This is a genomic window from Pseudomonas sp. GM60 (assembly GCF_000282415.1).
Lineage (GTDB): Bacteria > Pseudomonadota > Gammaproteobacteria > Pseudomonadales > Pseudomonadaceae > Aquipseudomonas > Aquipseudomonas migulae.
In genome coordinates this window covers 1-19,068 of sequence record NZ_AKJI01000167.1, presented here as the reverse complement: position 1 = coordinate 19,068, position 19,068 = coordinate 1, and the positions used below count along the sequence as shown (strand labels likewise).

The 19,068-nt window shown below is 58.8% G+C and carries 19 protein-coding genes and 1 pseudogene; all 20 read left to right on the top strand.

The window, feature by feature from the left end; genetic code table 11:
- Positions 1-4: 4 nt before the first annotated feature.
- On the top strand, positions 5-757 hold the full coding sequence (locus tag PMI32_RS01290; protein WP_008035251.1) for a crotonobetainyl-CoA--carnitine CoA-transferase: 753 nt from the start codon (positions 5-7) through the stop codon (positions 755-757).
- Positions 754-1,344, top strand: a complete 591-nt coding sequence (locus PMI32_RS01295) for a GNAT family N-acetyltransferase (RefSeq protein ID WP_008035250.1) — start codon at positions 754-756, stop codon at positions 1,342-1,344. The genes PMI32_RS01290 and PMI32_RS01295 overlap by 4 nt, the downstream gene beginning before the upstream one ends.
- On the top strand, positions 1,341-2,327 hold the full coding sequence (locus PMI32_RS01300; protein ID WP_202949145.1) for an ATP-grasp domain-containing protein: 987 nt from the start codon (positions 1,341-1,343) through the stop codon (positions 2,325-2,327). The genes PMI32_RS01295 and PMI32_RS01300 overlap by 4 nt, the downstream gene beginning before the upstream one ends.
- The gene (locus tag PMI32_RS01305; RefSeq protein ID WP_008035246.1) at positions 2,311-3,033 is read left to right on the top strand and encodes an HAD family hydrolase; all 723 of its coding nucleotides are present in this window, start codon (positions 2,311-2,313) and stop codon (positions 3,031-3,033) included. The genes PMI32_RS01300 and PMI32_RS01305 overlap by 17 nt, the downstream gene beginning before the upstream one ends.
- A 199-nt stretch (positions 3,034-3,232) precedes the next feature.
- Positions 3,233-4,159, top strand: coding sequence for a ketoacyl-ACP synthase III (locus PMI32_RS01310; protein WP_008035244.1), 927 nt, complete (start codon positions 3,233-3,235; stop codon positions 4,157-4,159).
- An 83-nt stretch (positions 4,160-4,242) separates the two neighbouring features.
- A complete protein-coding gene (locus PMI32_RS01315; RefSeq protein ID WP_008035238.1) occupies positions 4,243-5,535 on the top strand; it encodes a motility associated factor glycosyltransferase family protein in 1,293 nt (430 codons plus the stop codon).
- A complete protein-coding gene (locus PMI32_RS01320) occupies positions 5,532-5,798 on the top strand; it encodes a hypothetical protein (protein WP_008035236.1) in 267 nt (88 codons plus the stop codon). The genes PMI32_RS01315 and PMI32_RS01320 overlap by 4 nt, the downstream gene beginning before the upstream one ends.
- A gap of 254 nt (positions 5,799-6,052) precedes the next feature.
- Positions 6,053-6,898: a flagellin domain-containing protein gene (locus PMI32_RS01325; protein WP_008035234.1), complete on the top strand. Its 846-nt coding sequence runs from the start codon at positions 6,053-6,055 to the stop codon at positions 6,896-6,898.
- 72 nt (positions 6,899-6,970) lie between these two features.
- Positions 6,971-7,336, top strand: coding sequence for a flagellar protein FlaG (locus PMI32_RS01330; RefSeq protein ID WP_008035233.1), 366 nt, complete (start codon positions 6,971-6,973; stop codon positions 7,334-7,336).
- A gap of 82 nt (positions 7,337-7,418) precedes the next feature.
- Complete coding sequence (fliD, locus tag PMI32_RS01335; RefSeq protein WP_008035231.1) at positions 7,419-8,858, top strand: flagellar filament capping protein FliD; 1,440 nt, start codon at positions 7,419-7,421, stop codon at positions 8,856-8,858.
- Between the two features lie 126 nt (positions 8,859-8,984).
- Positions 8,985-9,380, top strand: a complete 396-nt coding sequence (gene fliS / locus PMI32_RS01340; RefSeq protein WP_008035229.1) for a flagellar export chaperone FliS — start codon at positions 8,985-8,987, stop codon at positions 9,378-9,380.
- A 10-nt stretch (positions 9,381-9,390) separates the two neighbouring features.
- Positions 9,391-9,687 (top strand): flagellar protein FliT, encoded by a 297-nt coding sequence (fliT, locus tag PMI32_RS01345; RefSeq protein WP_008035226.1) that lies wholly within the window; start codon positions 9,391-9,393, stop codon positions 9,685-9,687.
- A 173-nt stretch (positions 9,688-9,860) separates the two neighbouring features.
- On the top strand, positions 9,861-11,336 hold the full coding sequence (locus PMI32_RS01350; protein WP_008035224.1) for a sigma-54 dependent transcriptional regulator: 1,476 nt from the start codon (positions 9,861-9,863) through the stop codon (positions 11,334-11,336).
- A 110-nt stretch (positions 11,337-11,446) separates the two neighbouring features.
- Positions 11,447-12,670: a sensor histidine kinase gene (locus PMI32_RS01355; RefSeq protein WP_008035221.1), complete on the top strand. Its 1,224-nt coding sequence runs from the start codon at positions 11,447-11,449 to the stop codon at positions 12,668-12,670.
- Positions 12,671-12,675: 5 nt separating this feature from the next.
- Entirely contained in the window at positions 12,676-14,061 is a 1,386-nt protein-coding gene (locus PMI32_RS01360) for a sigma-54-dependent transcriptional regulator (protein WP_008035215.1), read from the top strand.
- 214 nt (positions 14,062-14,275) lie between these two features.
- A complete protein-coding gene (fliE, locus tag PMI32_RS01365; RefSeq protein ID WP_008035213.1) occupies positions 14,276-14,605 on the top strand; it encodes a flagellar hook-basal body complex protein FliE in 330 nt (109 codons plus the stop codon).
- A gap of 15 nt (positions 14,606-14,620) precedes the next feature.
- On the top strand, positions 14,621-16,408 hold the full coding sequence (gene fliF / locus PMI32_RS01370; RefSeq protein WP_008035211.1) for a flagellar basal-body MS-ring/collar protein FliF: 1,788 nt from the start codon (positions 14,621-14,623) through the stop codon (positions 16,406-16,408).
- Entirely contained in the window at positions 16,401-17,420 is a 1,020-nt protein-coding gene (fliG, locus tag PMI32_RS01375) for a flagellar motor switch protein FliG (protein ID WP_008006649.1), read from the top strand. The genes fliF and fliG overlap by 8 nt, the downstream gene beginning before the upstream one ends.
- 7 nt (positions 17,421-17,427) lie before the next feature.
- Complete coding sequence (gene fliH, locus PMI32_RS01380) at positions 17,428-18,228, top strand: flagellar assembly protein FliH (RefSeq protein WP_008035210.1); 801 nt, start codon at positions 17,428-17,430, stop codon at positions 18,226-18,228.
- A pseudogene (fliI, locus tag PMI32_RS01385) lies at positions 18,218-19,068 on the top strand (flagellum-specific ATP synthase FliI); the annotation flags it as partial. The gene fliH and the pseudogene fliI, both read left to right, overlap by 11 nt.

Sequence of the window (19,068 nt, the reverse complement as noted above, 5' to 3'; positions counted from 1 at the left end):
CTACATGACAGACAAAACCATACGAACACTGGTGGGATCGACGCAGTCCGAGACTGAACGCAAGCAGATGCTCGTCGATCGACTTCGCGCCTCTCGGATACCCGACCGTGAGCTGTTGGACAACATCGGCCTCTACCTCACGCGACAGACACTGTCGCGGATCAACTTCATGCAGATGCTCTACCAGATGATCGTGCCCGTCCACGGGGTCATCATGGAGTTTGGTGTGCGGTGGGGGCAGAACATGGCGTTGTTTTCCACGTTGCGGGGAATACACGAACCCTTCAATTACAACCGCAAGATCATCGGCTTCGATACCTTTGAGGGGTTCCCGGCAGTCGCGCCGCAGGATGGTGGCGGCGTACAACCGGGTGACTACGGCGTAGTGGAAAACTGGAAGGAAGAACTCGAGGGAATTCTCGACTTTCACGCGCAAAACGCGCCGATCCCACACAAGAAAAAGCACGAACTGGTCACGGGTGATGCCACGATGTCGCTTCCCGGGTATCTCAAGGCGCATCCCGAAACCATCGTGGCGTTGGCCTATTTCGACTTCGATATCTACAAGCCGACCCATGACTGCCTCGAGGCGATCCTGCCGTACCTGACCAAGGGCAGCATTCTGGCGTTCGATGAACTGAACACACCGGAATTTCCTGGCGAAACCATCGCCGTGCGCGAAGTGCTGGGGCTGTCTCGTTACGCCATACGGCGAGACCCTTCCAATCCACTCACCTCTTATCTGGTGATCGAATGAGTGCGACGGTCGTTCGATACCGGGTGATGCCGACCCCGAAGCTGTCGGACGGGGTGCTCGAGGTACGAGCGGTACAACCGGCCGACATCGAAGCGATCCGGCAATGGCGAAATGCCCAGATGGACGTGCTGCGCCAAACGGCTCCGATATCGCCTGAACAGCAGGCGCATTATTTTGCCGAGCATGTCTGGCCCCAGACCGAAAGTCTGGAGCCCTCGCAGGTTTTGGTCGCCCTGGAACGTGCAGGTGTCTTGATCGGGTACGGTGGGCTGGTCCACATTTCCTGGGCAAACCGTCGGGCCGAGGTTTCATTTTTGCTCACCCCGGAACTCGAAAAGAACTCGGACGAGCTCATCGCGCTGTTTTCACGTTTCCTGGACTTGATGAAACAACTGGCTTTTGACGATCTCGGACTGCGGCGCCTGTGCACCGAAACGTTTGCGCACCGCACTCGTCACATCGCGACCCTCGAGGCTTCGGGGTTTAGTTGCGAAGGACGCTTGCGCGAGCACGTGCTGATTGACGGCAAGCCCACGGACTCGTTTGCCCACGGTTTGCTGGCCTTCGAATGGAAAAATGGCCAGTGAGCGACAGTCAGGCTCCCTTGAAAGGCACGGCTCGCCATGTGCTCGTTACTTCGGCTTCGCGCAAGGCACCGCTGGTGCGCGCGATGCAGGACGCTGTCCGGCGGATACATCCCGAGGCTCGCGTGATTGCTGGCGACCTCGATCCTGAAGCGCCAGCGCGCTATGTGGCTGACGGGTTCTGGCAGATGCCGCCTGTGACCGACGCTGAGCTGCCGGCGCTGATTCAAGGGTGTCACCAGCGGGGAGTCGCGGTGGTTTTTCCGACCCGCGATGGCGAGTTGCCCTTTTGGGCGCGCCACCGCGCAACGCTATCCGCAGCGGGTATCTCAGTCGTCGTCTCCAACCCCGAGGCCGTTGAGCGTTGTCTCGATAAACTTGCCTTTGCCCGCTTTGGCCAAGAGGTCGGCCTGCCGGTCATTGAGGCGGCGATGACACCCGAGGCCGTTGGCGCCGGACCTTATGTGGTCAAAGAACGTTACGGCGCGGGTTCCCGGGCGATCGGGCTTGATTTGCCGATCGATGCCGCTCGCCATCACGCGCAAAGCCTGGAGGCACCGATCTATCAGCCATTTGTACCAGGGCCGGAAATCAGTATCGATGGCTGGCTTGATCGCGATGGTTCGGTGGTGGGCGTGCTGCTGCGCAGACGCGACCGTGTGATCGCTGGCGAATCGCAGATAACGACCACTTTTCGCAGTGAAGCGCTTGAACGTGAAGCGGTTCGCGCCCTGGCGGCGCTGGACTTGCGCGGTCCCGTGGTGATGCAAGCCATCGTCATCGACGACACGCTGCGCATCATTGAATGCAATCCTCGTTTTGGCGGTGCCTCCACCACCGCTATTGCGGCTGGGCTGGACGTCCTTTACTGGAGCCTTGACGAGGCTTTCGGGCTGGGACTGCCACCTGTTTTCAATCGTATTGCCGGCGAGGTCAGACAGGTTCGTCTGCCCGCCGATCTGGTGCTGCATGATCCTGATTTTTGACCTCGACGATACGCTCTACGACGAGAGCAGCTTCGTCACCAGCGGGCTAGACGCCGTGGCTCGCCACGGCGAGGAAGTCTTCGGCTGGAATGCTGAACAGTCGCTGGGCCTTATGCTGGACGTGCTGGAGCGCGAGGGGCGAGGGCGGGTTTTCGACCGATGGCTTGAGTCCCATGGACAGTTGTCGAAAGCGCGCGTGGCCGAGTGCGTGAACGTTTATCGGCATCATCGCCCGAGCCTCGAATTGTTTCCCGCCGCCCGGGTTGTGCTTGACCGATTCGGTGGGCAAGTGCCGCTTTATCTCGTCACCGACGGGCACAAAATCGTGCAGAAGAACAAAGTTGAGGCGTTGGGGCTGTTTTCAACGTTTCGACGGGTCTTGATCACTCATCGTTTTGGTATCCGCCATGCGAAGCCTTCCCTGCACTGCTTCGAGCGTATTCGCCAGGCAGAAGGCTGTCGCTGGGCCGACATGGTCTACGTCGGTGACAACCCCGCCAAGGATTTCGTCAGCCTCAACCCTCTGGGGGCATTGACCGTTCGGGTTCAGACCGGTGGACATCGCAACGTCGTGGCGCTGCCGGGCTACGACGCGCAAGTATCCATCCCTGACCTTGACGCGCTCCCCGGGGTCCTGGCCGCACACTTTCAGGCCGCTCCACACGTTGGTCGAATGGCCCCTTCTGGCGCTGATTCGGCAAAATAGCGTGACCTGCGAGTCATAACGCGCATCTTCACTGTATTGTATTAATCGGGAAGGTGGCGCCTGGCCTGTTTTTGGCCCAGTGATAGCCTTTTATTCTTCCCGCTGTCGCCTCAATGAGGCGGCGTTTTTCTCCGTTTGTCGGCGCCCCTCGAATCATTACGAGCGGTGGTATTGGGCTGTTTATTATTGGGAAGCCGTAATGATTGGCATAAAAAGCATTGCGAGCTACGTTCCTGTAGCCGGCGTGGACAATTACGCACAAGGTGCAAAATTCGAAAAGGATGAAGAATTCATCCTGGGCAAGATCGGTTCGGCCTTCCTGCCGCGCAAAGATGCTGGTCAGGAAACCTCGGACCTGTGTGTCGAAGCAGCCAATGCGCTGTTCGCCAACAATCCGGACTTGAAACGTGAAGACATCGACGTACTGATCGTCGTCACGCAGAACGGCGACGAAGAAGGCCTGCCACACACCGCCGCCATCGTTCAGGACAAACTGGGCCTGCCGACCACCGTCGCCGCGTTCGATATTTCCCTGGGCTGCTCCGGCTACGTCTATGGCATCTACGCCATCAAGGGCTTCATGGAAGCCGCAGGCTTGAAGAATGGCCTGCTGATCACCGCTGATCCGTACTCGAAGATCGTCGACCCGGAAGACCGCAACACCACCATGCTGTTTGGCGATGCCGCCACTGCAACCTGGATGGGCGAAAACGCGCCATGGCAATTGGGCAAGGCCAAGTTCGGTACCGACGGTTCCGGTGCGCCGCACCTGAAGGTGACCGACGGGGTGTTCTTCATGAACGGTCGTCAGGTGTTCAACTTCGCGCTGCTGAAAGTCCCGGCGCACTTGCACGAACTGCTGACCGATTCGCAGCTGACCGCTGATGATATCGATGCGTTCTGCATTCACCAGGGCAGTGCCGCGATTGTCGACGCTGTAGCGCGCCGCTTTGAAGGCGAGCCGGAGAAGTTCATCAAGGACATGGTCGAGACCGGAAACACCGTGTCATCGAGCATCCCGCTGCTGCTGGAAAAACACGTGCTGGACTCCACCTGGAAACGTGTGGCGTTGAGCGGTTTCGGCGTTGGTTTGTCATGGGGTTCGGCGATTATCTATCGCCCTTGAACTTTCAAAACCCAGGCACAAAAAAAGCGTTCAAGGTGTAACCTTGAACGCTATTTTTTTGCCCGAATGAAAAGCGAGGCTCCATGAGCGAGTTGTTTGAGCGCAACGGCGAGTTGATTCAGCGGCGCTGGCCCAAGGTCTGGCATCGACTGTCGGTGGAGAACAGCGCCGCCTTGCAAGCTGATCTGGTGGAAGGCCTGGGCTCGACGTTGAGCATCAATGGCATTCAGTTGACCAGTCGCCATGACCGCACTCGCGAAGCGTTGCTTCAGGCCGACAGCCTGCCCGTCGACAGTCCTGTGGTGCATGTTTATGGCACCGGGCTGGGTGATTTGCAGCTGCAATTGCTGGAGCGTGCCGGGCTTGAACGGTTGTACGTGCACATTCTGAACGGCGCGGTGTTTGCCCTGGTGCTGCAACTGCTCGATCAACAGAAGTGGCTCGGCGATTCGCGAGTGGTGCTGCTATACGCCGGCGATCTGGCGGAAATCCAGTTACCGTACTTCGCGCTGCCTTCGGAACTGGTGCTGGCGGACGACTACAACGCCAAGATCCGCGACCGGCTGATCAGCGAAACCCACTTGACCTTCAACAATCGCGAATTCAATGCCGACAATCCGGAAATTGCCGAGCGTTTGCGGGCGTGTGTCGAGCGTGTTCGTGACGATGCCGATGCTGCCGAGCTGTTTGCCACCTGTTCCGGCAGGGAAGTGTTTGTCATTGCCACCGGGCCGAGCCTGGAACAGCACTTCGACACGCTGCGTACGGTACGCGAACAGGCGCAACGGCCACTGTTCATTTGCGTCGATACTGCCTACCGGCCGCTTATCGAGCATGGCATCAAGCCGGATATGGTGGTCACGATTGATCAGCGCATCTCGACGCGACATTTGCCGTGCGATGCCACGCGCGATATCACGCTGGTCTACATGCCAATGGTTGATCCGGAGGTTTTGGGAGGTTGGCAGGGCAAGCGTTACGTGGCCTATTCCGCCAGTCCTGTTTATAGGGACATGCGCGAGCAGTTGCCCAAGGCCCAACTGTTTGTCGGTGGCAGTGTGATTCACCCGGCGGTGGACCTGGCGGTACACATGGGGGCCAGCCAGATCACGTTGTTCGGCGCCGACTTTGCGTTCCCGAACAACAAGACCCACGCCGGCTGGAATGACGGTGATCTTGGGCCGCAAGTGGGCGCTGCCCGGCACTGGGTCCTCGATGGTCACGGTCGGAGGGTCAAGACACAGCTCAATTTCCGCAGTTACTTGTGCGAGCTGGAACGGTATATCGCCGGGCATCCTCGGGTGACTTTCTATAACAGCAGTCGGGCAGGGGCGATGATCGTCGGCACGACGTTTCACCCGGAGCTCACGCGATGACTGAATCTTCCCTGATTGCCGAGGCGCGGCGGTGTTCTGTCTTGTTCCGTCTGGGGCGAGATGTCGAAGCGGCGCTGCTTATGGTCCAGGTGTGCAGTGATGTGCAATCCGCGTTGGGTCGTGAGAATGCCGAGGCCCAGTCTCGCTGGACGGCGTTGCTCACGGACATGCTTGTCTGTCAGGAGGCGCAGGATTGGTTGGCGCTGGCTGATTATCTCGATCATGAGTTGCCCCAATTGCTGGAAGCGGCCACCGCCGGTTAAGGCTGTTTGACAATATGCCGGTACAGGCGAGTCCTCGCTGTCCCGTTACCGGCAATTCCCTGGCGTCACTTTTTTGGGTTGGAACGCCGCCAAGCCCTTGTTTCATTGAGGGTGGCAGTGTGATGGCAAATTTTTTTCAAAATGCCCTAAAGCAACCTGCATTCGCGACGATAACTATTACGAAGGTTCTCTAGGCCATACCCGGCGGTTGCCAGGGCCGGAAGCCGCAGTACCCAACCAACGAGGAATTCGTCATGGCTTTGACAGTAAACACCAACACTACTTCGCTGAACGTTCAGAAGAACCTGAACCGTGCTTCCGACGCTCTGTCGACTTCGATGACTCGCTTGTCTTCCGGCCTGAAAATCAACAGCGCTAAAGACGACGCCGCCGGCCTGCAGATCGCTACCCGTATGACCTCGCAGATCCGTGGTCAGACCATGGCTATCAAAAACGCCAACGACGGTGTTTCGATCGCTCAGACCGCTGAAGGCGCTCTGCAAGAATCGTCCAACATTCTGCAGCGTATGCGTGAAATCGCACTGCAATCGCGAAACGACTCCAACGGTACTGCTGACCGTACCGCTCTGGACAAAGAATACAAACAGTCCATCGACGAACTGACCCGTATTGCCAAGTCCACTAACCTGAACGGCAAGGCTCTGATCGACGGTACTGCTGGTGCGATGGAATTCCAGGTTGGTGCGGGTACTACTTCCGACAACCAGATCACTCTGACCCTGTCGACCAGCTTCGACGCCAGCGCCCTGGGCATGACCGGTACTACCATTTCCGGTACTTCCAACGCAGCCAACCACTCGGCAGTACTGTCGGCTGTTTCGGCTATCGACGCTGCACTGGCGAACATCAACGCCACTCGTGCTGACCTCGGTGCTGCTCAGAACCGTTTCTCCACCACCATCTCCAACCTGCAAAACATCAACGAAAACGCCGAAGCTGCACGTAGCCGCGTACAAGATACCGACTTCGCTGCTGAAACTGCACAGCTGACCAAGCAACAAACTCTGCAACAAGCTTCCACCGCAGTTCTGGCCCAGGCCAACCAACTGCCATCCGCTGTACTGAAACTGCTTCAGTAATAGCCGGGTGAGTTTTGGCGGGGGAGTGCGCACGCGCGCTCTCTCGCTTTTTTAGTTTAAGAGGTGATGGACATGGATATGAGCGTGAAGCTGAACTTGTCTTATCCAGCTGCGAAGCCGGCGACGACCGTTGCTGACAAGCCGGTGGAGAAGCCTCGAGCCGATGCTGCCACAGTGGCAACGGTCAAGGATGAGCCAAAAGACGCAGTAACCGAGCAGGACAAACTGAAGATGGCCGTTCAGGAAATTGAAAAGTTCGTTCAATCGGTCAAGCGCAACCTGGAGTTCTCGATTGATGAGCCTTCAGGCAAGGTAATTGTCAAAGTGATTGCCAGCGACTCGGGTGAAGTGGTTCGCCAGATCCCCAACGAAGAAGTCCTCAAGCTGGCCAATAGTTTGAATGATGCAAGCAGCCTGTTGTTCAGCGCTAAAGTCTGACAGCTGGCACGAATTTTGTTGCTATGTTCTTTTGGGCGTTGTAATGGTCAAAAGGCCGGCGACACACTGAAGGGAGTCCCACATGGCAAGTCCAATTCTACCGGGTCTGGGGTTAGGCTCCGGTCTTGATACCACTGCTATCGTCAAAGCCTTGGTTGATGCTGACAAATCAGCGAAGCAGAGTCAGATCAACCGGCAGACGACCACCAATACCTCGCAGATTTCCGGTATCGGGACCCTCAAGAGTGTGCTGGCGAATTTCCAGACCGCGATCAAAAACCTTGGCAGTACCACGACCCCGCAGTTCCTGGGGTACACCGCCACGAGTTCCGATCCGAAAGTGCTGACCTCTGTTGCCAGCAACTCGGCGGTCAACGGCACTTACGTCATCAAGGTCGACAGCCTTGCGACCTCATCGAAAGTGGCGACTGCTGCGTTTCCCAGTGCTAGCAGTGCCATTCCGAGTGGTACGCTCAATATCACTCAAAATGGCATTACCCGTCCTGTCGATATTCAACCTGGCGCTACGTTGCAGTCGGTACGGGATGCGATCAATGCCCAGCAAGGTTCCAATGGCTTCAGTGCCAACATTATCACTGACTCCACCGGTTCGCGTCTGGTCGTGGGGTCTACCGTTACCGGTTTGGGATCCGACATCACGCTCAGCAATATTTCCGGCCTGGAAATCACGGCGGGTCAAAAAATGGGCGCCTCGCCTACGGCGACCTCGGCCGGTGCCATCGGCGAATTCGCTGCGGATGCCAAGTTCACGGTTGACGGACTCGCGATCACCAGCAAATCCAATACCGTGGACGGCGCTGTTTCCGGGCTGACGCTGAACCTGGTGGCAGGTGGTGGGGCGACATCCACTGTGACAGTCGGGCCGAACAGTGACGGTTTGAAAAAATCGGTCCAGGCCTTTGTCGACGCTTACAACCAGGTGGTTACCAGCATCAATACGCTGACCAAGCCCACCCTGGATAAAGATGGCAAGCCGACCATTCCTGCGGCTTTGACCGGTGACCCGCTGGCTCGGGGTATCATGGCGTCGATCCGTGAACCGTTGGCCAGTACCGGTGCAGGCGACAAGCTGACCGTGCTTTCGCAGTTGGGTATTACCACCAACCAGAAAACCGGCGCGCTCGATTTCGACAGTACCAAGTTCACTACTGCGATGACCACGCAGAAACTGGGTGGCGAGATTCAGACGCTGTTTCTGGGTGATCCGACGGCAACAGGTGATGCCGCCAAGGGTTTGCTGGAACGAATGAACTCGATGCTGACGCCTTATACCGTCACTGGTAGCGAAGGCATCCTTGATGCGCGTTCGGCCAGCCTGGCGAAGGTTAAAACCAACCTGACCAGCCAGCAGGAAGCATTGGATCGTCGGATCGAAACTCTGACAGCCGTGCTGACCAAAAAGTACAACGACATGGACACCTTGGTCGGCAAGCTCAAGGCGACGGCGAACAACATTACGTCGATGTTCGATGCGATGAACGCACAGAAAAACGCCTCATAACACGCAAGCGCCAAAAGCCCGGCAGCGGATTCCGCTTGTCGGGCTTTTTTTGTTTCGATCTAAAGATTTTTGACGCGGTGTCGATACACTGGCTATACGAATCACAAAGTTTTGATGAGGTACAACATGAACCCGATGTTAGCCCTTCGGCAGTACCAGAAGATTGGCGCTCAAGCCCAGACTTCCGAAGCCAGCCCCCATCGCCTGGTGCAAATGCTCATGGAGGGTGGCCTGGATCGCATTGCTCAGGCCAAGGGTGCCATGGAGCGCAAGGATATCCCCAACAAAGGCATTTTCATCGGCAAGGCGATCGGGATCATCGGCGGCTTGCGTGAAGGCCTGGACTTGGAAAATTCTGTTGAATCTGTGGGTGAACTGGACAAGCTGTACACCTACATGATGAAGCGTCTGACAGAAGCCAACGTCAAAACCGATCCAAAGATTCTCGACGAAGTCGCTGATTTGCTTCGCACCGTCAAAGACGGCTGGGATGCTATCGCCGCACCGGGTCCGCAGTTTTAAGGAGATCACCATGAGTCTTGTATTGCAGCGTATCGAACACACCCGTGATGCACTCGTCGGAGCTTTGGCCGAGCGCAATTGGGAAGCCATAGGGGAGTTGGATCTGGCTTGTCGTTCCTGCATGGAAGACGTCTTGAGTGAAGTTTCGGTGGACGAGGCCGCCTTGCGCGACAATCTTGAGGAGTTGCTGGGGGTGTATAAGCAGCTTCTGGAGGCGGCGACAGGTGAGCGACAAGCAATAGTTGACGAGATGTCGCAGATCCATCAAGCACAGAACGCGGCAAAGGTTTACCATCTGTTTGGTTAATTAACCCTCAGTTAATCCAAACATAGTGCGCCATAAATTTGACTGTGCACGGTTTTTTGACTTAACTAGTGGCTGGTTCCAGATTTCAGGCGTCTACAGGCATAACGTGTCTGCAAGCGTCTAGCTTGCCCCATCATTTCGGGCATTGAGTTGACTAGGGAAGTTGCTATTGCATGTGGCGTGAAACCAAAATTCTGCTGATTGATGACGATAGCGTCCGCCGCCGCGACCTGGCGGTGATTTTAAATTTTCTTGGCGAAGAAAATTTACCCTGCGGTAGCCATGACTGGCAGCAGGCTGTCGGCTCTTTGTCATCAAGTCGTGAAGTGATCTGTGTCCTCATCGGGACGGTCAATGCTCCTGGTGCGCTTGCGGGCTTGTTAAAGACACTCTCTACCTGGGATGAGTTCCTTCCGGTTTTGTTAATGGGCGATAATTCTTCCGTTGACCTGCCGGAAGACCAGCGTCGCCGAGTGCTTTCGACCCTCGAAATGCCGCCCAGCTACAGCAAACTGCTCGATTCGCTGCACCGTGCCCAGGTCTATCGCGAGATGTACGACCAGGCCCGCGAGCGCGGTCGCCACCGCGAGCCCAATCTTTTCCGCAGTCTTGTCGGCACCAGCCGGGCGATTCAGCACGTCCGTCAGATGATGCAGCAAGTTGCCGACACCGACGCCAGCGTGCTGATCCTCGGCGAGTCGGGGACTGGCAAGGAAGTGGTCGCGCGCAACCTGCACTATCACTCCAAGCGTCGTGACGCGCCGTTCGTTCCCGTCAACTGCGGGGCGATCCCGGCCGAGTTGCTGGAAAGCGAATTGTTCGGTCATGAGAAGGGTGCCTTCACCGGGGCAATCACCAGTCGTGCCGGGCGCTTCGAACTGGCCAACGGCGGCACGCTGTTCCTCGACGAGATCGGCGACATGCCGCTGCCGATGCAGGTCAAGCTGCTGCGCGTGCTGCAGGAACGTACTTTCGAACGCGTGGGCAGCAACAAGACCCAAAGCGTCGATGTGCGCATCATCGCGGCGACTCACAAGAATCTCGAAAGCATGATCGAGATCGGCACTTTCCGCGAAGACCTGTACTACCGCCTGAACGTGTTCCCGATCGAGATGGCACCGCTGCGCGAGCGTGTCGAAGACATTCCGCTGCTGATGAACGAGTTGATCTCGCGCATGGAGCACGAGAAGCGCGGTTCGATCCGTTTCAACTCCGCAGCGATCATGTCGCTGTGCCGTCACGGCTGGCCGGGCAACGTTCGCGAACTGGCCAACCTGGTGGAGCGCATGGCGATCATGCACCCGTACGGGGTGATCGGTGTGGTCGAGTTGCCGAAGAAATTCCGCTACGTCGATGACGAAGATGAGCAGCTGGTCGATAGCCTGCGCAGCGATCTTGAAGAGCGCGTGGCCATCAACGGTCACACTCCGGACTTCACTGCCAACGCCATGCTGCCGCCGGAAGGCCTGGACCTGAAAGACTACCTCGGTGGTCTGGAACAGGGCCTGATCCAGCAGGCGCTGGATGATGCCAATGGCATCGTGGCGCGCGCTGCCGAGCGGCTGCGAATCCGTCGTACCACGCTGGTAGAGAAGATGCGCAAGTACGGCATGAGCCGGCGCGACGGTGATGAACAGGCGGATGATTGACGCCTGTTTTTCAAGTCGTTCATTTGTAGGCGGTTTTTTTTAGGCACGGGTATTGCTACATCCCTCGCAACGTTCCGTTTAACTGACGGTCAGCCAAGCGAGAGAGCCCGATGCCCCAAGCCGCCCAGATGTCTCCTGTCCCTGATGCTTCGGGACAAACGTCGTCCGTAGAGCAGGCAAGCCGGCTTGGCCTTGAGCAGGCTTTCGCGTTGTTCAACCAGATGTCCAGCCAGTTGACCGACTCCTACAGCATGCTCGAAGCGCGGGTTACCGAGCTCAAGGGTGAGCTGGCGGTAGTCAGCGCTCAGCGCATGCAGGAACTGGCGGAAAAAGAACGCCTGGCCAACCGTCTGCAAAACCTCCTCGATCTATTGCCCGGCGGCGTTATCGTCATCGACGCTCAGGGCATCGTGCGTGAAGCCAACCCCGCTGCTTGTGAGTTGCTCGGCCTGCCTCTCGAAGGCGAGCTGTGGCGTCATGTCATTGCCCGATGCTTTGCGCCGCGTGAAGACGATGGTCACGAAATCTCGCTCAAGGACGGTCGGCGTCTGTCGATCGCCACTCGCTCACTGGATGCCGAGCCCGGTCAATTGGTGTTGCTCAACGACCTGACCGAAACCCGTCATCTGCAAGATCAACTGGCTCGCCACGAACGCCTGTCTTCCCTCGGTCGAATGGTAGCGTCGCTGGCTCACCAGATTCGTACCCCGTTGTCCGCCGCATTGCTTTACGCCAGTCATTTGACCGAGCAAGAGCTGCCGGTTGCCACGCAGCAACGTTTTGCCGGACGGCTCAAAGAGCGTTTGCATGAACTGGAACATCAAGTACGCGACATGCTGGTGTTTGCTCGTGGCGAGCTCCCGCTGACCGATCGCGTCACGCCGAAAATGCTGATGCAATCCTTGCAGGCAGCTGCGCTGACCCATGTGCAGGATTTGCCGGTTCGCTGGCAGTGCGACAGTCATGTGGGTGAGTTGCTGTGCAATCGTGACACGCTGGTCGGGGCGATTCTCAATCTGATCGAGAACGCGATCCAGGCCAGTGCCGGCGACGTCCGCTTGAAAGTCCATCTCTACACCCGTGACAACAACCTGCGTGTCTGCGTCAGTGACAGCGGCAGCGGCATCGATACGAAAGTGCTGGCGCGTTTGGGCGAGCCATTTTTTACCACCAAAACCACCGGGACCGGCCTTGGCCTGACCGTGGTCAAGGCCGTGGCTCGTGCCCATCAGGGAGAATTGCAGCTGCACTCGCGGTTGGGTCGCGGCACCTGCGCGCAGGTGATTCTGCCGCTGTTTTCTGATGAGAAGCGCAGTGCCCAGGGAGTGGAGTGAACGACATGGGGATCAAGGTTTTACTGGTCGAGGATGACCGCGCATTACGCGAAGCACTGACCGATACGTTGTTGCTCGCAGGGCATGACTACACAGCCGTGGGTTCGGCCGAAGAAGCGCTGGACGCCGTCGGAGCCGAGGCGTTCAACCTGGTGCTCAGTGACGTCAACATGCCGGGCATGGACGGTCATCAACTGCTCGGATTGCTGCGCGCTCGTCAGCCGCAGTTGCCGGTGTTGCTGATGACGGCGCACGGCGCCGTAGAGCGCGCGGTCGACGCGATGCGTCAGGGCGCGGCGGATTATCTGGTCAAACCGTTCGAACCCAAGGCGTTGTTGGATCTGGTGGCACGGCATGCGCTGGGCAGTCTCGGCGCAGCTGATAGCGAGGGGCCGGTGGCGTTCGAACCGGCCAGCGCGCAATTGCTGGAATTGGCCGCACGGGTGGCGCGCAGTGATTCGACGGTGTTGATCTCCGGTGAGTCCGGAACCGGTAAAGAAGTGCTGGCGCGTTACATCCATCAGCATTCTCATCGCGCCAGCCAGCCGTTCATTGCGATCAACTGTGCGGCGATTCCCGACAACATGCTCGAGGCAACGCTGTTCGGTCACGAAAAGGGTTCGTTCACTGGTGCCATCGCGGCGCAGGCCGGCAAGTTCGAGCAGGCCGACGGTGGAACCATTCTGCTCGACGAAATTTCCGAAATGCCCCTGGGTCTTCAAGCCAAGTTGCTGCGCGTGTTGCAGGAGCGTGAAGTCGAGCGGGTCGGCGCGCGCAAGCCGATCACGCTGGATATTCGGGTCGTCGCCACCACCAATCGTGACCTTGCCGGTGAAGTGGCGGCCGGGCGTTTCCGTGAAGACCTTTACTATCGCCTGTCCGTATTTCCTTTGGCCTGGCGTCCGTTGCGTGAGCGCACCGCCGACATCCTGCCGCTGGCCGAGCGGCTGCTGACCAAGCACGTCAATAAAATGAAGCATGCGGCGGCGCGACTGTCGCCCGAGGCGCAGGCGTGCCTGATCGGCTATCCATGGCCGGGCAATGTGCGGGAGCTGGATAACGCGATTCAGCGTGCGTTGATCCTGCAGCAGGGCGGTGTGATCCAGCCGCAGGATTTCTGTCTGGCCGGGCCGGTCGCCTGTGCGCCGTTGCCGGCATTGACCGCCGTGCCGGTGCGGGTTGCTGACGTGGAGTCCGAGTCTGCCGGTGCGCTGGGCGATGATCTGCGTCGCCGTGAATTCCAGATGATCATCGATACCTTGCGCTCTGAACGGGGTCGTCGCAAGGAAGCGGCAGAGCGTTTGGGTATCAGCCCTCGCACCCTGCGCTACAAACTGGCGCAAATGCGTGATGCCGGAATGGATGTGGAAGCTTACTTGTTCGCCACCTGATTTTACTTTGTGGGAGCGAGCCTGCTCGCGATGGAGTCAGGAGCGACGCGTTATCGTTCACGACCATCGCGAGCAGGCTCGCTCCTGCAGAAGTTTGTGAGCTGATAAAGGGCTTTTGTTCTGGGCGGCCACGGAGCTGGCACCCTTGTTGCTAACACCTCACTACCCGCCGAGTGAGTGTCAAAAAATTGCGGGTCGTCAATGAGAGTAGACCATGAGCCAAGGTATTGAATTCAATCGGTTGATGCTGGACATGCGTTCCATGCAAATGGATGCCATGTCTGCGCCGAAATCGACTGCCGCCGTCCCTGAATTGAGCGGCAGCAGCTTTTCCGACATGCTCGGTCAGGCCGTCAATAAAGTGAACGACACCCAGCAGGCCTCCAGTCAGTTGGCCAGTGCCTTCGAGATCGGCAAGAGTGGTGTCGACCTGACGGATGTGATGATTTCCTCGCAGAAGGCCAGCGTGTCTTTTCAGGCGTTGACCCAAGTGCGTAACAAGCTGGTTCAGGCATACCAAGACATCATGCAGATGCCGGTTTAAGGACGAGATTGAGTCATGGCAGAAGCAGTCGCCGATAATGTTCCGGCCAAGGCCACTCCGATAGACGGCAAACCGCCGCTGTTCGGCTTGTCCTTCCTGGAAAACCTCTCCGAGATGACCATGTTGCGTCAGGTGGGCCTGTTGGTCGGCCTGGCTGCGAGCGTGGCTATTGGCTTCGCCGTTGTGTTGTGGTCCCAACAGCCGGACTACCGGCCTCTGTACGGCAGCCTTGCCGGTATGGACGCCAAGCAAGTCATGGATACCCTGGCTGCCGCTGACATTCCCTATACCGTTGAACCGAACTCCGGTGCCTTGCTGGTCAAGGCCGATGACCTGTCCCGTGCGCGACTGAAACTCGCGGGCGCTGGTGTCACTCCCAGCGACGGCAACATCGGTTTCGAGATCCTCGACAAGGACCAGGGGCTCGGCACCAGCCAGTTCATGGAAGCGACCCGTTATCGTCGCGGCCTTGAAGGCGAACTGGCCCGGACCATCTCCAGCCTGAACAACGTCAAGGGTGCCCGCGTGCACCTGGCGATTCCGAAAAGCTCGGTGTTCGTGCGCGACGAGCGCAAGCCGAGCGCTTCGGTGCTGGTAGAACTGTATTCCGGTCGCTCGCTGGAGCCGGGTCAGGTGGTGGCGATCATCAACCTGGTCGCGACCAGCGTTCCAGAACTCAGCAAATCGCAGATCACCGTCGTCGATCAGAAGGGCAACCTGCTCTCGGATCAGGCGGAGAACTCCGAACTGACCATGGCCGGCAAGCAATTCGATTACAGCCGTCGCATGGAAAGCATGCTCACTCAGCGTGTGCACAACATCCTGCAACCGGTGCTGGGCAACGACCGCTATAAAGCCGAAGTCTCGGCGGACGTGGATTTCAGTGCTGTCGAGTCGACCTCCGAGCAGTTCAATCCGGATCAACCGGCGTTGCGCAGCGAGCAGTCGGTCAACGAACAGCGTACCGCCAGCAATGGCCCGCAAGGCGTACCGGGTGCTCTGAGCAACCAGCCGCCATCGCCAGCCTCGGCGCCGCAAACCACCGGTGGCGCAACCGCGTCGGCCGGCATGGTGCAGCCAGGCCAGCCACTGCTGGATGCCAACGGTCAGCAAATCATGGACCCGGCCACCGGCCAACCGATGCTGGCACCGTACCCGGCGGACAAGCGTCAACAATCCACCAAGAACTTCGAACTCGACCGTTCCATCAGTCACACCAAACAACAGCAAGGGCGTTTGAACCGCCTGTCGGTGTCGGTAGTGGTGGACGATCAGGTCAAGATCAACGCAGCCAACGGCGAAACCACCCGTGCACCGTGGAGCGCCGACGAATTGGCGCGCTTCACCCGTCTGGTACAGGACGCCGTTGGTTTCGACGCCAGTCGTGGCGACAGCGTCAGCGTGATCAACATGCCGTTCTCCGCCGAGCGCGGTGAAGTGATTGCCGATATTCCGTTCTACTCTCAGCCGTGGTTCTGGGACATCGTCAAGCAAGTGCTGGGTGTCTTGTTCATCCTGATACTGGTGTTCGGTGTGCTGCGTCCGGTACTCAACAACATCACCAGTGGCGGTAAAGGCAAACAGCTGGCCGGCTTTGGCGGCGACGCAGAGCTCGGTGGCATGGGCGGCCTGGATGGCGAACTGGCCAACGACCGCGTCAGCCTCGGCGGCCCGACCAGCATCCTGCTGCCGAGCCCGAGCGAAGGCTATGACGCACAGTTGAACGCAATCAAGAGTCTGGTGGCAGAAGATCCGGGTCGCGTGGCCCAGGTCGTGAAAGAGTGGATTAACGCAGATGAGTGATAACCGAGCCGTTGCCGCCAAACTGTCCCGGGTCGACAAAGCCGCAATCCTGCTGCTGTCTCTCGGTTCTACCGATGCCGCCCAGGTGCTGCGCCACATGGGGCCCAAAGAGGTCCAGCGTGTGGGTGTGGCCATGGCGCAGATGGGTAACGTGCACCGCGAGCAGGTCGAGCAGGTGATGAGTGAGTTCGTCGACATCGTCGGCGATCAGACCAGCCTGGGCGTCGGCTCCGACGACTACGTGCGCAAAATGCTGACTCAGGCGCTGGGAGAGGACAAGGCCAACGGCCTGATCGACCGGATCCTGCTGGGCGGCAACACCAGTGGTCTCGACAGCCTGAAGTGGATGGAGCCGCGCGCCGTCGCCGACGTGATCCGTTACGAGCACCCGCAGATCCAGGCGATCGTCGTGGCGTATCTCGACCCGGACCAGGCCGGCGAAGTGCTGGGCAACTTCGACCACAAGGTGCGACTGGACATCATTCTGCGGGTTTCCTCGCTGAATACCGTGCAGCCAGCCGCCCTGAAAGAGCTCAACCAGATTCTCGAGAAGCAGTTCTCCGGCAACTCGAATGCCTCGCGCACCACCTTGGGTGGCATCAAGCGTGCGGCCGACATCATGAACTTCCTCGACAGCTCGATCGAAGGTCAGCTGATGGACTCGATCCGCGAAGTCGACGAAGACCTGTCCGGTCAGATCGAAGACCTCATGTTCGTGTTCAACAACCTGTCCGATGTCGACGACCGCGGGATTCAGGCGTTGCTGCGCGAAGTCTCCTCCGATGTACTGGTACTGGCCCTCAAAGGCTCGGACGAAGGCGTCAAGGAAAAGATCTTCAAGAACATGTCCAAACGGGCGGCCGAACTGTTGCGCGACGACCTCGAGGCCAAAGGCCCGGTGCGCGTCAGCGACGTGGAAACCGCACAGAAAGAAATCCTCACCATTGCTCGCCGTATGGCCGAAGCCGGAGAAATCGTTCTCGGCGGGAAGGGCGGCGAAGAGATGATCTAAGGTCACTATGTCGTCCAAACATGATGAGTCCCAGACCGACCTGATCCGCGCCAAGGACGTCGCGGGTTTCGACACCTGGTCGCTGCCCAGTTTCGACCCGCCTGCACCGGAGCCCGAGCCGGAACCAGAGCCCGAGCCGCCGGAAATGGAGGAAGTGCCGCTGGAAGAAGTCCAGCCACTGACTCTGGAAGAGCTCGAAAGCATTCGCCAGGAGGCCTACAACGAAGGCTTCGCCACCGGCGAGAAAGAAGGTTTTCACAGCACCACACTCAAGGTCCGTCAGGAAGCAGAGGCGGTCCTGGCGCCGAAAGTCGCCGCGCTTGAGCAACTGATGGCCAACCTGTTCGAGCCTATCGCTGAGCAAGACACCCAGATCGAAAAGTCGCTGGTCGACCTCGTTCAGCACATCACCAAACAGGTGATTCAGCGGGAGCTGGCCATCGACTCGACGCAGATCGAACACGTCATGCGCGACGCCCTCAAGCTGTTGCCGCTGGGCGTGGGCAATGTGCGGCTGTACATCAATCCGCAGGATTTCGAACAGGTCAAAGCCCTGCGCGAGCGCCATGAAGAAACCTGGCGCATCGTCGAGGACGAAGCCTTGTTGCCTGGCGGTTGCCGGGTCGAGACTGAGCACAGTCGCATCGATGCCACCGTTGAAACCCGTATTGCCCGGGTCATGGACAAGCTGTTCGATCAATTGCACGAGCAGGCCTTGCATCCGGCCGCACCGGACCTGAGCCTGGAGCTGCCGATCGACGCCAAACCTGCCGTCGAAGCCGAGCCGGACGTTCCTGATGCGCCTTGATCGCACCAGCTTCGCCAAGCGCCTGGGCAGTTACGCCGAGGCCACGGAGCTGGCCGGCGCACCGATTCTTGAAGGCCGCTTGCTGCGCATGGTCGGCCTGACCCTCGAAGCTGAAGGCCTGCGCGCCGCCATGGGCAGCCGCTGCATGGTCATCAACGACGACAGTTACCATCCGGTGCAGGTCGAAGCTGAAGTCATGGGCTTCTCCGGCAGCAAAGTCTTTCTGATGCCGGTCGGCAGTGTCGCCGGCATCGCGCCCGGCGCCCGTGTGGTGCCGTTGGCCGATACCGGTCGTCTGCCGATGGGCATGAGCATGCTCGGACGAGTGCTCGATGGCGCCGGTCGTGCGCTGGACGGCAAGGGCGGAATGAAGGCTGAAGACTGGGTGCCGATGGATGGCCCGACGATCAACCCGCTCAAGCGTCACCCGATCAGCGAGCCGCTGGACGTGGGCATTCGCTCCATCAACGGCTTGTTGACGGTCGGTCGTGGTCAGCGGCTCGGGCTGTTCGCCGGTACCGGCGTCGGCAAGAGTGTGCTGTTGGGCATGATGACCCGCTTCACCGAGGCCGACATTATCGTCGTCGGGCTGATCGGTGAGCGGGGTCGCGAAGTTAAGGAATTCATCGAGCACATCCTCGGTGAAGAAGGGCTCAAGCGTTCGGTGGTCGTGGCGTCCCCGGCGGACGATGCGCCGCTGATGCGTCTGCGCGCCGCGATGTATTGCACGCGGATCGCCGAGTATTTCCGCGACAAGGGCAAGAATGTCCTGTTGCTGATGGACTCGCTGACTCGTTTCGCCCAGGCCCAGCGGGAAATCGCCCTGGCCATTGGCGAGCC

What these genes read in the sequence shown, in the direction of transcription:
- PMI32_RS01290 (WP_008035251.1), top strand. Translation starts at nt 5, where the DNA reads ATGACAGACAAAACCATACGAACACTGGTGGGATCGACGCAGTCCGAG.
- PMI32_RS01295 (WP_008035250.1), top strand. Translation starts at nt 754, where the DNA reads ATGAGTGCGACGGTCGTTCGATACCGGGTGATGCCGACCCCGAAGCTG.
- PMI32_RS01305 (WP_008035246.1), top strand. Translation starts at nt 2,311, where the DNA reads ATGATCCTGATTTTTGACCTCGACGATACGCTCTACGACGAGAGCAGC.
- PMI32_RS01310 (WP_008035244.1), top strand. Translation starts at nt 3,233, where the DNA reads ATGATTGGCATAAAAAGCATTGCGAGCTACGTTCCTGTAGCCGGCGTG.
- PMI32_RS01315 (WP_008035238.1), top strand. Translation starts at nt 4,243, where the DNA reads ATGAGCGAGTTGTTTGAGCGCAACGGCGAGTTGATTCAGCGGCGCTGG.
- PMI32_RS01320 (WP_008035236.1), top strand. Translation starts at nt 5,532, where the DNA reads ATGACTGAATCTTCCCTGATTGCCGAGGCGCGGCGGTGTTCTGTCTTG.
- PMI32_RS01325 (WP_008035234.1), top strand. Translation starts at nt 6,053, where the DNA reads ATGGCTTTGACAGTAAACACCAACACTACTTCGCTGAACGTTCAGAAG.
- PMI32_RS01330 (WP_008035233.1), top strand. Translation starts at nt 6,971, where the DNA reads ATGGATATGAGCGTGAAGCTGAACTTGTCTTATCCAGCTGCGAAGCCG.
- fliD (WP_008035231.1), top strand. Translation starts at nt 7,419, where the DNA reads ATGGCAAGTCCAATTCTACCGGGTCTGGGGTTAGGCTCCGGTCTTGAT.
- fliS (WP_008035229.1), top strand. Translation starts at nt 8,985, where the DNA reads ATGAACCCGATGTTAGCCCTTCGGCAGTACCAGAAGATTGGCGCTCAA.
- fliT (WP_008035226.1), top strand. Translation starts at nt 9,391, where the DNA reads ATGAGTCTTGTATTGCAGCGTATCGAACACACCCGTGATGCACTCGTC.
- PMI32_RS01350 (WP_008035224.1), top strand. Translation starts at nt 9,861, where the DNA reads ATGTGGCGTGAAACCAAAATTCTGCTGATTGATGACGATAGCGTCCGC.
- PMI32_RS01355 (WP_008035221.1), top strand. Translation starts at nt 11,447, where the DNA reads ATGCCCCAAGCCGCCCAGATGTCTCCTGTCCCTGATGCTTCGGGACAA.
- PMI32_RS01360 (WP_008035215.1), top strand. Translation starts at nt 12,676, where the DNA reads ATGGGGATCAAGGTTTTACTGGTCGAGGATGACCGCGCATTACGCGAA.
- fliE (WP_008035213.1), top strand. Translation starts at nt 14,276, where the DNA reads ATGAGCCAAGGTATTGAATTCAATCGGTTGATGCTGGACATGCGTTCC.
- fliF (WP_008035211.1), top strand. Translation starts at nt 14,621, where the DNA reads ATGGCAGAAGCAGTCGCCGATAATGTTCCGGCCAAGGCCACTCCGATA.
- fliG (WP_008006649.1), top strand. Translation starts at nt 16,401, where the DNA reads ATGAGTGATAACCGAGCCGTTGCCGCCAAACTGTCCCGGGTCGACAAA.
- fliH (WP_008035210.1), top strand. Translation starts at nt 17,428, where the DNA reads ATGTCGTCCAAACATGATGAGTCCCAGACCGACCTGATCCGCGCCAAG.